The sequence below is a fragment of the Nocardia sp. NPDC047654 genome (assembly GCF_043205035.1).
In the GTDB taxonomy this organism is placed as follows: domain Bacteria; phylum Actinomycetota; class Actinomycetes; order Mycobacteriales; family Mycobacteriaceae; genus Nocardia.
The window spans coordinates 65599-77767 of sequence record NZ_JBIDDF010000020.1; the positions used below are offsets into that span (position 1 = coordinate 65599).

Annotated in this window: 13 protein-coding genes; 7 read left to right on the forward strand and 6 right to left on the reverse strand. The window is 69.0% G+C overall.

All coding sequences use genetic code 11. The features are described from left to right. Positions 1-12: 12 nt before the first annotated feature. On the reverse strand, positions 13-960 hold the full coding sequence (locus tag ACGF7Y_RS32595) for a transglutaminase N-terminal domain-containing protein (RefSeq protein WP_393240604.1): 948 nt from the start codon (positions 958-960) through the stop codon (positions 13-15). After that, positions 957-3833, reverse strand: coding sequence for a circularly permuted type 2 ATP-grasp protein (locus ACGF7Y_RS32600; RefSeq protein WP_393240683.1), 2877 nt, complete (start codon positions 3831-3833; stop codon positions 957-959). Before ACGF7Y_RS32600 ends, ACGF7Y_RS32595 begins: the two co-directional genes overlap by 4 nt. A gap of 285 nt (positions 3834-4118) precedes the next feature. Here ACGF7Y_RS32600 and ACGF7Y_RS32605 point away from each other — a divergent pair, with 285 nt between their 5' ends. Both ACGF7Y_RS32605 and ACGF7Y_RS32610 read left to right on the forward strand, forming a co-directional pair. Continuing rightward, positions 4119-4325: a hypothetical protein gene (locus ACGF7Y_RS32605; RefSeq protein ID WP_391471623.1), complete on the forward strand. Its 207-nt coding sequence runs from the start codon at positions 4119-4121 to the stop codon at positions 4323-4325. A 21-nt stretch (positions 4326-4346) separates the two neighbouring features. Then, complete coding sequence (locus ACGF7Y_RS32610) at positions 4347-4991, forward strand: hypothetical protein (protein WP_393240607.1); 645 nt, start codon at positions 4347-4349, stop codon at positions 4989-4991. Between the two features lie 5 nt (positions 4992-4996). Here ACGF7Y_RS32610 and ACGF7Y_RS32615 read toward each other — a convergent pair whose 3' ends face one another. The 3 genes from ACGF7Y_RS32615 to ACGF7Y_RS32625 form a co-directional block, all read right to left on the reverse strand. Next, entirely contained in the window at positions 4997-5614 is a 618-nt protein-coding gene (locus ACGF7Y_RS32615) for a LysE family translocator (RefSeq protein ID WP_393240610.1), read from the reverse strand. A 63-nt stretch (positions 5615-5677) separates the two neighbouring features. Further along, complete coding sequence (recR, locus tag ACGF7Y_RS32620; RefSeq protein WP_393240613.1) at positions 5678-6286, reverse strand: recombination mediator RecR; 609 nt, start codon at positions 6284-6286, stop codon at positions 5678-5680. 13 nt (positions 6287-6299) lie between these two features. After that, positions 6300-6632 carry a YbaB/EbfC family nucleoid-associated protein gene (locus tag ACGF7Y_RS32625; protein ID WP_062972321.1) on the reverse strand — a complete coding sequence of 111 codons (333 nt, stop codon included), beginning with the start codon at positions 6630-6632 and terminating at the stop codon, positions 6300-6302. Positions 6633-6823: 191 nt separating this feature from the next. Here ACGF7Y_RS32625 and ACGF7Y_RS32630 point away from each other — a divergent pair, with 191 nt between their 5' ends. Genes ACGF7Y_RS32630 through ACGF7Y_RS32640 form a run of 3 tightly spaced genes read left to right on the forward strand, consistent with a single transcriptional unit; the run spans position 6824 to position 8699 of the window. Further along, a complete protein-coding gene (locus ACGF7Y_RS32630) occupies positions 6824-7474 on the forward strand; it encodes a hypothetical protein (RefSeq protein ID WP_393240617.1) in 651 nt (216 codons plus the stop codon). Positions 7475-7524: 50 nt separating this feature from the next. Next, the gene (locus ACGF7Y_RS32635; RefSeq protein WP_393240620.1) at positions 7525-8337 is read left to right on the forward strand and encodes a MerR family transcriptional regulator; all 813 of its coding nucleotides are present in this window, start codon (positions 7525-7527) and stop codon (positions 8335-8337) included. 14 nt (positions 8338-8351) lie between these two features. Continuing rightward, the gene (locus tag ACGF7Y_RS32640; protein WP_393240622.1) at positions 8352-8699 is read left to right on the forward strand and encodes a VOC family protein; all 348 of its coding nucleotides are present in this window, start codon (positions 8352-8354) and stop codon (positions 8697-8699) included. A 74-nt stretch (positions 8700-8773) separates the two neighbouring features. Here the strand turns inward: ACGF7Y_RS32640 and ACGF7Y_RS32645 are convergent, their stop codons facing one another. After that, positions 8774-9208, reverse strand: coding sequence for an SRPBCC family protein (locus ACGF7Y_RS32645; RefSeq protein WP_040864411.1), 435 nt, complete (start codon positions 9206-9208; stop codon positions 8774-8776). A gap of 199 nt (positions 9209-9407) precedes the next feature. Here ACGF7Y_RS32645 and ACGF7Y_RS32650 point away from each other — a divergent pair, with 199 nt between their 5' ends. Together ACGF7Y_RS32650 and ACGF7Y_RS32655 are read left to right on the forward strand one after the other, a co-directional pair. After that, positions 9408-10850 carry an FAD-binding oxidoreductase gene (locus ACGF7Y_RS32650; protein ID WP_393240686.1) on the forward strand — a complete coding sequence of 481 codons (1443 nt, stop codon included), beginning with the start codon at positions 9408-9410 and terminating at the stop codon, positions 10848-10850. Further along, complete coding sequence (locus ACGF7Y_RS32655; protein ID WP_393240624.1) at positions 10847-12163, forward strand: class I SAM-dependent methyltransferase; 1317 nt, start codon at positions 10847-10849, stop codon at positions 12161-12163. The genes ACGF7Y_RS32650 and ACGF7Y_RS32655 overlap by 4 nt, the downstream gene beginning before the upstream one ends. Positions 12164-12169: the final 6 nt, after the last annotated feature.

The window sequence follows — 12169 nt, forward strand, 5'->3', positions numbered from 1 at the left end:
TCGCGGTGGCGATCAAGGGTCGTGCGGTACCGGTACGTCGCGTGCCGGTCTGATTCCGATCTCGGTGACGTCGACGGAAACGGTGATCGTGCTGTCCTTGGCGTCGGTGTAGATGATGCCGCGCAGCGGAGGGACATCCGCGTAGTCCCGGCCCCAGGCGGCGGTGATGTAGCGCTCGTCGCCGAACTGGTCGTTGGTGGGGTCGAGGTCGAGCCAGTGGCCGGCGCGGTCGGATCCGTGCGCGGCGGGCGTCCACACGGCCGCCCAGGCGTGCGTGGCGTCGGCGCCGACCATCCGCTCCTTGCCCGGCGGCGGATCGGTGGCCAGGTAGCCGGACACGTAACGGGCGGCGAGGCCGTGCGACCGCAGGCAGGCGACGGCGAGGCGGGCGAAGTCCTGACAGACGCCCGCGCGCGCGGCGAACACGTCGGCCACCCGGGTGGACACCGTCGTGGCGCCGGACCGGTAGGCGAAGTCGTCGTGGATACGCGTGTTCAGCTCGGCCACCGCGTCCAGCAGCGGCCTGCCCGGTGGGAAGGATTCGGCCGTGTACGCCGCGAGCTCCGCGGTGATCTCCGGCGGGTGCAGGTCGAGGGCGAACTCCACGGCGAACGGTCCGTTCGCACCGGTCGGCCGCGCTTTCTCCCACGGTTCGGCGGCGGGGCCGCCATCCCGAAGGGGGGCGTCGACTTCGACCAGCGATTCACCGACGACGGTCAGCGAACGATGTTCGGTGGTGACGTGGAAGTAGGAGGTGATGTTGCCGTACACGTCCGCGCCCACCGACCGGTCCGAGGGAGCCGGGTCGATCCGGATGTCGTGGGACAACAGTCGCTGGCCGGGCAAATCACGCGGCGTCAGGTAGGCGCGACCGTACGAGTTGGTGACCTCCCCGGAGTACGAGTACTTGGTGCGATGCTCCACTTGATAGCGGCGCACCGCACCGCCCGGGCCGGTCATTCGACAACCTGCGCGCTACCCCACAGCGGCTGGATGCCGACCGGCAGCGAGAGCGTCGTGGTCTCGAAGGATTCGGATACCTTGCGCAGACGCAAGTGCACTCCCTCCAGCAGCTCCGCCAGTTCGGTGCGCCGGTCTTCGGAGTCGGTGACCTCCAAGTCGTCGGGGTCGAGGCGGCGCAGCATGCGGCGCGCGTCCGCGAGCAGCCGCTGCGGACGCGAGGACGCCGAAGCGCCTGGCAACGCGTGGAAATCGGCGTGCAACCGCTCCAGCTGGTAAGCCAGTGAGCGCGGATTGGCCGTGTCGAACAGCAGGAGTTCGGCGACGTTCGACAGGCGCGTCGAATCCTGATGCCGCCTGCGGTAACTCACCGAGGACTCGGTGGCGCGCAACACCCAGTCCGTCACTTCTCGCTCGGTCTGCTCCGGATACCGCTTGGTCAGCGCGGCCGAGAGCAACGCGGTCATGGCGAGGCCGCGCTCGACGCGCTTGCCGATGTCCCTGACGTGCCATCCGGTGTCGCGGATCAGTGACTCTCCGTCGATCCCGGACAGCGCGAGCAGCCCGGCCAGGGTGCGCGAATGCACGTCCGACAACTCCGCCTCCAGGTCGTCCACCCCGGCCGGATAACCGGCCAGCGCGCGGTCCACCGCACCGAGGATCATCCACGTGTCCACCGACAACTGGTCGCGCACGGCGCGCGCGGCGTTGCCGTACCGGTCGATCGCGAAGGCCAGCGATCCGGGCAGCTCCCGGTCGATCGTCAGCGCGACGAGGTAGTCGTGACCGGCACGGGACGCGCCGGGCACCGGCGGCGCGCTGTCCTCCGCCGCGCTCGTCGTCTCGTCGCTGTCCGATCGCCCGGCGACGGCCTCCACACCGGCCGCGACCGGATGCGCATCGGCGCCGGCAACGGCTTCCTCGCGGGCGGCCCCTCCCGCACCGGGCAGCGCCGGAACGGGTCTCGGCTGCCCTTCGGCATGCGCGGTCGAGCCGGCCCCGGCGTGTGCCCGCTCATCGCCGTATCGCGCGACTCCCCCGTCGACGGCGACGCCCGGCGCGGGCGTACCGCGGTCGGCCGAACTCTGCTGCGGCGCAAGGGCTCGCACTTCGGGGCCGAACAGTCCCTCGGTCGGAGCCGCGGTGGCGGTGACCCGGCCGAGGGCGGCCAGCAGGATCGGCATCGCCGCGGCGCCTTCCAGCCAGGGGCGATAACGGAACTCCTGGTAGCGCTCGTGGGTGGCGATCAGCAGACGGGCGGCGTTCTCCGCGCGCTCGCCGTAACGGCCGATCCAGAACAGGTCGTTGAGCACGCGCGGTGAGCTGATCGCCGCCACGGCAGGGGCGGTGCGCCGTTCGCGCTCGCGGGGCGGCTCGGTGCTGATCGCGGCGGCGGCCGTCGGCGCGGCCCGTACCCAGATGTCCTTGGCGGCGACCTTGCGCGCGGCACGATCGGGCGTGCGCTGACGCAACTGGCCGAGACCACCGGACATCACGGTGTAGCCGCCCCGGTGGGCGAGCGAGAACAACCGCATGCCGACGGGAGCCGCGCCGAGGCCGCCGTGATCGCGGATGGCGGGCGTGACGGAGAACTGCGCCGGTTCCTGGCCCACCCACTGCCACCCGTGCGCATCGATCCCGGCCTTCAGCTCCGCGCGCTGATCCCGGCTCAGCTCGGGACCGAACACCGTGGCCCCGTCGACCGCGGAGCGGAAGATCAGCTCGTCCAGCTTCGCGATCAAGTGCTTGCGTTCCCGCTCGTGCCCACCCCAGTACGACGGCGCGCTCTCCAGCAGCAGGTCCTCGCCCAGCAGCGCGCGGGACAAAGCGGGCAGGAAACCGGCCAGCGCGGGATTCTCCAACAGTCCGCTGCCGAGCGTGTTCACCACCGTCACCGCGCCGCGCCGCAGTACCTCGACCAGTCCCACCACGCCCAGCCGCGAGTCCGGCCGCAGATCGAGCGGATCGGAGAATTCGGCGTCCACCCGGCGCAACACGACGTCCACCCGCTTCAGCGTGCCCAGCGACCGCATCCACAGCGCGCCGTCGCGCACCACCAGATCGGCGCTCTCCACCAGCGGAAAACCGAGCGTGGAAGCGAGATACGCCTGATCGAACGCGGTCTCGGAGTGCACGCCGGGGCTGAGCACCACGACCACCGGCTCGTCGTCGTCGGTCGGCGCCGATTCGATCAGCATCAATCGCATCGCCCTGGCGAACGGTGTCAGCGGACGCGGATTGGCGTGCTCGAACGATTCCGGGACAGCGGTCGAGACCACCCTGCGGTCCGCCAGCGCGTATCCGGCGCCCGCCGGCGCCTGCGTCCAGTCGGCGAGCGCCCGGAACCGCCCGTCGCTCCAACGGCTGATATCGCAGGCGTGCAGGAAGAGTTGGTGCCGCCCCGGCACGGTGATGCCGTGCGCGGCGCGGACGTAGCCGCGGTTGCCGAACACCGCCTCCGGCGCGAGCAGTCCCGAGCCGAGCGTCCTGCGCGGCCCGTAGATATCGGTGAGCACCTCGTCGAACACACGGGAGCGCTGCTCCAACCCGGCCTCCAGCCGGGTCCAATCGTCGGCGGCGACCAGCAGGGGAATCGGATCGAGGCGCCACGGCGCCGGGGTTTCGGCCGCTGCACCGACCTCGAGGTAGGTGATGCCGTCGTCATCGATCAGCCTGCGCACCCGGCTGTCCAGCCTGCCGAGGCCATCCCCGCCGAGTTCGGCGAAGTCGGCCGACAGCTCCGACCACATCCGGCGCACGTTGCCGTCCGCGTCGACCAGTTCGTCGTAGTAACCCGCGACGGGCGCGCCGCATTCGTCGTAGGCGGCGGTTTCGGCGCCCTCCGAGCGGTAGCGCGTGAGCTGCTCGCGCATCGTGGCGCCGGTCGCGGGTTCCCGCCGCTCATCGCGCAACGTCACCGCGCCGACCTCGCTTCCGCGCCATCCGTACCAACGGTCGTCGAACGCTCCGGGCGGTCCGCGCCCGGCGGGCTGTGTGACTATTTTCGCATGTCGCGGCCCCGGCGCCGGGCGAACCGGCAGCCCGCGCGGCGTGGCCGCACCTGCGCCGGATACGCCGACACACGGGCCGGGGTCCCACCGTGACCGCCGAGCCGGTGGTATCACCGAACCACGACAACGATCTCGTCAGGAGGTCATATGCGTACACCAGGTTGTTCATCTTGTGAATCCGCGTTCGACCACTGCCATGGAACCCTGATCGTGCACGCGAGCCGGATCGCGGAATGCACCGACGAGCAGTGCCTCGAGCTCAGCCATGATCGGCACGCCTTCGTCCTCGATTGCCGAGACCTCGCGGGCGGCTGCCGGTGCACCGACGACGACACGGTCCGCCGCCGCGCCTGAACGGTTACGTACCCTGGCCCGGTGAGCTATGACCACGTGTTGCTGCCGTCCGGTGTCGCGTCGTCGATCGCGGAGGTCGACGCCTACCTGAGCACCCAGCAGGGCGCCCCCGAGTCGGGGACGGTAGCGCGGATCGCGGCCGAACTGAACAGACGCAACGCGGAACTGCCCGAGGAGGACGGCTTTCTCAGCACCGCGCCGGTCGGCGGCGCGGCCACCGGCGCGGTGCTGCACGTGGCGTGTCCCTACGACGCGATCGGTTTCGTCCGCCACCTGCTGTTCGAACTGGCCACACCGCTGAACTACGCCGTCTACGACCCCCAGCTGGCCTGGCTGATCGATCCCGCCGGGCACGTCGGCGCCATGGTCACGCACGGTGGCGCGGGCGAGTTCCCGTACCTGACCGAAGCGCTTGTCCAGCAGTGGATCCCGGAGCTGAGCCCGCCCAACCCGTACCTCGTGGTCGAGCGCGGCGACCAGTTCTACATCCAGACCTACCGCGACAACTCCGGCGCGTACACCGTGGAATACCGGGACGGCGATCCCGACAGGCATTTCGGCACCACCGTCTCCGACCCGGCCACCGTGGCCGCCCTCATCTGGGGCTGGGCCAACGACGACCGCAGCCGTTTCCCCGGCCTACCCTGGTCTCGCGTCGATCTCTAGCACCGTCACTGGTTCTGGATGGCCAGCCGGCCCGCCAGCGCGAGGAACGAGGCGCCGAAAACCCGCCGCGTCCAGGTGACGACGGCGGGCCGGGACACGACCTGGTCGCGGACGGCGGCCGCGCAGGCGCCGTATACCGCGAACACCGCGAAGGTCGCGAGCATGAAGATGCCGCTCAGCTCGAGCATGCGCGCGACCGCGTTCGGCGCGCCGCTGGGCACGAACTGCGGGAGGAACGCGAAGAAGAAGATGGTCAGCTTGGGGTTGAGCAGGTTCAGCAGCACCGCCGAGGTGATCACCTTCCGCGCTGAGGGCGCGGTGTGCCCGGTCCGTTCCGGCACGGCGAGCGCGCCTTTGTCCCGGAAGGTGCTCCAGGCCATGTACACCAGATAGGCGACGCCGAGGTACTTCAGCGTCTGGAACGCGACCGCGCCGGCGTTCAGCAGCGCGGCCAGACCCGTGATCGCCGCGATCAGGTGCGGGACGGTGCCGAGCGTGCAGCCGAAAGCCGCGATCACCGCGGCCCGCACGCCCCTGGACAGCCCGGCCGCGAGCGTGAACAGCACACCGGTTCCGGGGGTGGCGACGATGACGAGCGTCGTCAGCAAGAATTCGATGCTCATCTCCGACACGGTAACCCACGCCGGGCGGCGCGCAATCCCGTTCGGGAGAGGCGTTCGCGCCTGCTACAGCGCGCGCCGCCCGGACAGCGCGCGGCCGAGGGTCAGCTCGTCGGCGAATTCGAGGTCGCCGCCCATCGGCAGGCCCGAGGCCAGCCTGGTTACGCTCAGGCCGGGGAAGTCGCGCAGCATCCGGACCAGATAGGTGGCCGTGGCCTCGCCCTCGGTGTTCGGATCGGTCGCGATGATCACCTCGCTGACGTCGACGCCGTCGTCCTGGTTTCCGATGCGCGCCAGCAACTCCCGGATGCGCAGCTGGTCGGGGCCGATGCCACTGAGCGGATCGAGCGCGCCGCCGAGCACGTGGTAGCGACCGCGGAACTCCCGGGTGCGCTCGATCGCCTGCACGTCCTTGGGTTCTTCGACCACGCAGATCATCGTCCGGTCCCGGCGCGGGTCGGCGCAGATGCGGCACAGCTCGCCGTCGGAGACCGTCCCGCACGTCACGCAGAACTGCACACCGTCGCGCACCTTTTGCAGCGCGGCCTGCAACCGATCGATCTCCGGCGGTTCCACCCCGAGCAGGTGAAAGGCGATGCGCTGGGCGCTCTTCGGACCGACGCCGGGCAGCTTGCCCAATTCGTCGATCAGATCCTGGACCGGACCCTCGTACAACTGCTACCCCGGCTCAGAAACCGGGCAGCGAACCGCCGCCGAGGCCGCCGGACAGCGGTCCGAGCCGTTCCGCGGCGACGCGCTGCGCGTTGGCCATCGCGTCGTTGACCGCGCCGATGACCAGGTCCTGCAAAGTCTCGACGTCGTCGGGATCCACGGCCTTCGGGTCGATGGTCAGCGACACCACCTCGCCGCTTGCCTTGATGGTGACCCGGACCAGGCCGCCGCCCGCCTCGCCTTCCACCTCGGTCGCCGCGATCTCTTCCTGGGCTTCCATCACCGCCTGCTGCATCTGCTGCGCCTGGGCGAGCAACTGTTGCATATCGAACTGGCCACCTGGCTGCACGGGAGGGTCCTCTCTGGAGAAGGTGTCACCGGCCAGCCTAGTCCTGCCGCACCGTGTCCCCGGCGCGGCCCGACGGGTCCGATGTCGCGGCGCATGGTGGATAACAGGTTGGGTAGTTCCGGTGGAGACCGACCGAGCGCGCCTTACCATCGACACCGAGTCGGGGCCGGTGTGCAAATCTGGAGACAAAGATGATCGCAGTTCGTGCACGTTTCCTGAGCACCCTGGTGCTCACGCTTGGGGTTCCCAGCATCTTTCTCGGCGCCACGGCGCCAACGGCGTCCGCGGACGCGGAGATCGTCGATGCGACCGAGATCGTCGATGCGACCGAGGTGACCGATGCCCGAGAGGTCATCGATGCCGAAACCACCCCCGCGGTCGCGGACTACGGTGACGGTTGCGTCCTCTATCCGGACGACAAGGCCGCGACACTCGATTCGCTGCGCTTCCGGTGCTCGGCGGAGCAGCAGGACGCCATCTTCCGCGCCGCGCCGCTGGGCGACGTTCCCTCCGGCGTGAAGTCGGGCTGGGTCACTCGTCCACCGGTCATGCAAGCCGTCGCGCCCCCGCTGTGGATCGGCAAGACCTTCTACACCGGCCCGGACGGCGGCTACCTGATGAACCGCCTCACCGGTGCGGGCATCGAGGGCTGGCGCGCCGACGTCTACGCGGCGCCCGCGCTGACCGACGGGCAGCCTGCCTGGGCCCTGAACTACGCGCCCTCCCCGACGCCGCCGGTCTACGACGAGATCCGGGAGGTCACCCCGGGTGTGTGGTTCGGCTATTCGTGGTGGCGCGGCGCGTTCCAGACCACCCTTCTGCTGACCTTCGCGCTCGCCTGAACACCGGGTGTCGTTGACCCTCCCGTCGCTGGAGGGTGTTGGCTGGTGCCATGACGGCAACCGTCCCCATCGGGGAGTTCTCCAGGCTGAGCAATCTCAGCGTGAAGACGTTGCGCTACTACCACGAGATCGGCCTACTGGCTCCGGTCGACGTGGACGCCGGTTCGGGCTATCGGCGGTACGCGACGGCGCAGGTCACGCAGGCACAGTTGATCCGGCGGCTGCGCGAGCTGGACATGCCGGTCCCGGAGATCCGCGCCGTCCTCGCCGCGCCGGATGACGACGCCCGTGACGCCACGCTGCGCGCGCATTTGGAGCGCATGGAGGCGGAGCTGATCCGTACCCGTGCGGTCGTGGCGTCGTTGCGCTCGCTGCTGACGCCCGCCCCCCCGATCACCGTGGAGTATCGCGTGGTTCCGGCGTTCCCGGCCGCGGCGATCGGCGCGACGGTGGCGCGCGAACACATCGACCAGTGGTGCGCGTCGACGTTCCCGGCGTTGTACGAGGCGCTGGCCGCCGCGGGTATCGCACCCGCGGGTGTCGGCGGCGCCACCTACGGCACCGATTTCTTCGAACAGGACGAGGGCGCGGTCGTCGCGTTCGTACCGGTCGCCCGGGCCGATATCGTCTTGCCCCCGGGCCTTTCGGCGATCGAGTTACCCACGCGCCGATTCGCCGTCACCGTGCACGAGGGCCCGTTCGAGGATTTCGACCGCACCTACGGCGCGCTGGGCAGTCATGTCGCCGAACACGATGTCGCGTTGCCCGAACCGATCCGCGAGTTGTACCTGCTCGGACCGGATGTGTCCGACGATCCCGCCACCTACCGAACCGAAGTGTGCTGGCCCATCGCCCAACCGTGAACAAGGAGACATCCATGACACTCTCTATCGCCCATGTCACCATCGACTGCGAGAATGCGGGCGCGCTCGCCGAATTCTGGTCGCGATTGCTGGACACGCCCGTCGATCCCGGCCCCACCCCGGAGTTCGCCACCGTCGGCCGGACCACGGGCGCCGCGACCGCGCTGATGTTCCTCCGGGTGCCCGACAAGAACCCCGGGAAAAACGTGATCCACCTCGACCTGCTCGCCTCCGACGGGGACGAAGTCGGACGCGCGATCGACCTCGGCGCGAAGCACGTCGGCGACTTCGACGAGTGGGGCATGAAATGGACGACGCTGGCCGATCCCGAGGGGAACCTCTTCGACATCGCCGCCGAGTAGGCCGCTCGACACCGCCGAGTAAGCCGCTCGACATCGCGACGACGGCCCGACGGACCGTCGTCGCGTCCGTCCGATCAGGCCAGTTCGCGCTGCAGGTTCCCGAGCACCTCGGCCTGGATCTTCTTCAGGCCGAGCGGCGCGAAGATGCCTTCGAAGATGCCCGCGATACCGCCCGCGCCCTTCCAGGTGGTGCGCAGCGTGACCCGCGCTCCCGTGCCCTCCGGCGTGACGGTCCAGGTGTTCACCAGCGTCGAATTCGAGTCGCGCTCGGTGACAATGGAATCGGATACCGAGACGACCGCGTGCACGTTACGCGAACGCTTCTCGGTGGCCTGCAAAGTCCACTCCGCGACGGTGCCCGCGCCCTTGCCGCCTTCGACCACCTTGTAGTCGCGGTAGTGCGACGAGAGAATGCGCGGACGCACCGTGTCGTAGTCGGCGATGGCCTCCAGCGCGCGCTGCGGATCCGCCTGCACGTCGATCGAACTACTGGCGCTGACCTGTCCCACAATGAGCTCCTTGTCCGGATGCGGTGTCTCGACCGAACTCCATCCTGCACTGTCGGCGCCGGAGGAAAGCGCCGAGGGTGCCGCGAACTACTCCAGACAATTCGGTATTCCATTTCGCAACATATGCGTGACATTTCTCCGCCACCATGCCCGCGCGGTGGCCCCGCCGTTTGGTCCGTACTAGCGTCGAGGGGTGGCAGTGAGTCTGTTGGGGAAGGCCGGACACCCACCGGCCGCACGCGAATCAGGATTTGCCGCGCATCGAGCGGGCGTGGACCGTCTTTTGGCGAGCTACCGCGCGATACCCGAGCACGCCAACGTCCGGTTGGCGAAGAAGACGTCGAACCTATTCCGCGCCAGGGCGAAGAACCCCGCGCCCGGTCTCGACGTCTCCGGACTGACCCGGGTCATCGCCGTCGACCCGGTCGCCAAGACCGCCGATGTCGCGGGCATGACCACCTACGAGGAGCTGGTTGCCGCCACCCTCCCGTACGGGCTCGCGCCGCTGGTCGTTCCCCAGCTCAAGACGATCACGCTGGGCGGTGCGGTCACCGGCCTCGGCATCGAGTCCACGTCCTTCCGCAACGGCCTGCCGCACGAGTCGGTGCTGGAGATGGACGTGCTCACCGGCGCGGGCGAGATCCTCACCGCCACGCCGCACAACGAGCACGCCGATCTGTTCCGCGGATTCCCGAACTCCTACGGCACGCTGGGCTACACGGTGCGGTTGAAGATCGAGCTGGAAGAGGTGCGGCCGTACGTCGCGCTGCGGCACGTGCGTTTCCGGGACCTGCGCGAACTGGAGGCGGCCCTCGCGACGATCGTGACGGACCGCGCCTACGACGGTGAGCCCGTCGACTATCTGGACGGCGTCGTCTTCTCCGCCGAGGAGAGCTACCTGACGCTGGGCCGCCGCACCGACGAGCCCGGCCCGGTCAGCGACTACACCGGTATGGACATCTACTACCGGTCCATCCAGCACGACGGCGACACGCCCAAGCGCGACCGCCTGACCATCCACGACTACCTGTGGCGCTGGGACACCGACTGGTTCTGGTGCTCGCGCGCCTTCGGCGCACAGCACCCGAGGATCCGCCGGTTCTGGCCGAAACGCTACCGGCGCAGCAGCTTCTACTGGAAGCTCGTGGCGCTGGACCACAAGTACGCCATCGCGGACAAGCTGGAGGCGCGCAAGGGCAATCCCCCGCGCGAGCGGGTCGTGCAGGACATCGAGGTGCCGGTGGACCGCACCGCCGACTTCGTGGAATGGTTTCTGCGCGAGATCCCGATCGAGCCGATCTGGCTGTGCCCACTGCGTTTGCGCGAGAGCGGCGACCCGGATGGGCCGGGTGGACGCACCTGGCCGCTGTACCCCCTGGAGCCGGACCGGACCTACGTGAATGTCGGATTCTGGTCGGCCGTGCCCACCACCCCCGGGCAGCGAGAGGGCGCGGCCAACCGCGCGATCGAGCGCACGGTGACCGAGTTCGACGGTCATAAGTCGCTGTACTCGGATTCCTTCTACGACAAGGATGAGTTCGCGGCGCTCTACGGCGGAAACACCTATACCGAACTGAAGAAACGCTACGACCCGGACCAGCGCCTGCTGGATTTGTATTCGAAGGCGGTGCAACGCAGATGACGACATTCAAGGACCGTTCCGATGTCTTCGCCGATCTCGGGACCAAACTCAGCATTGCCGAGATCTTCGAGACCCTCGTCGAGGGCGAAGTCCCGATCCGCTTGACGGCCTACGACGGCAGCGCGACCGGACCGGGGGATTCGGAGTTCGGCCTGGACATCCGTACCCCGCGCGGCATCAACTATCTGGCGACGGCCCCCGGCGACCTGGGCATGGCCCGCGCCTACATCTCCGGCGACATGACCGCGACCGGCGTGCACCCGGGTGATCCGTACGAGATCCTGAAGGCGCTGGAAGGGTTGAAGTTCCGCCGTCCGTCCGCGCTGGCGCTGGTGACCATCGCGCGCTCGCTGGGCTGGGAGCGGCTCAAGCCGGTCGCCCCGCCGCCGCAGGAGACCCTGCCGCGCTGGCGTCGGATCGCCTTCGAGGGCCTGCGCCACTCCAAGACCCGCGACGCCGAAGCGATCCACCACCATTACGACGTCTCGAACGCCTTCTACGAGTACGTACTCGGCCCGTCGATGACCTACACCTGCGCGGTCTACGGCGACGAGAACTGGACGCTCGAGCAGGCGCAGGAGAACAAGTACCGCTTGGTGTTCGAGAAGCTCCGGTTGAAGGAGGGTGACCGGCTGCTCGACATCGGCTGCGGCTGGGGCGGCATGGTGCGCTATGCCGCCAAGCGCGGCGTGAAGGTGATCGGCGCGACGCTCTCGGCCGAGCAGGCGGACTGGGCACAGAAGAAGATCGCCGAGGAAGGCCTGGCCGACCTGGCGGAGGTGCGCCATTCCGACTACCGCGATGTGCCGGAGGGCGAGTTCGACGCGGTGTCCTCGATCGGCCTCACCGAACACATCGGTGTGCACAACTACCCGTTCTACTTCGACTACATCAAGAGCAAGCTGCGCGACGGCGGCCTGTTCCTGAATCACTGCATCACCCGCCCGGACAACACCCGCACCACCAAGGCGGGCGATTTCATCGACCGCTACGTGTTCCCGGACGGCGAGCTGATCGGCTCCGGGCGGATCATCTCCGAGATCCAGAACATCGGGCTCGAGGTGCTGCACGAGGAGAACCTGCGCGAGCACTACGCCCTGACCCTGCACGAATGGTGCAAGAACCTGGTCGCCAACTGGGACGCCTGCGTGGCCGAGGTCGGCGAGGGCACCGCGAAGGTGTGGGGCCTGTACATGGCGGGTTGCCGGCTGGGCTTCCAGCGCAACGTGGTTCAGCTGCACCAGGTGCTGGGGGTCAAGCTCCCCGCCGACGGCGACTGGACCGTGCCGCTGCGCCCGTGGTGGCAGCCGTAATCCGGT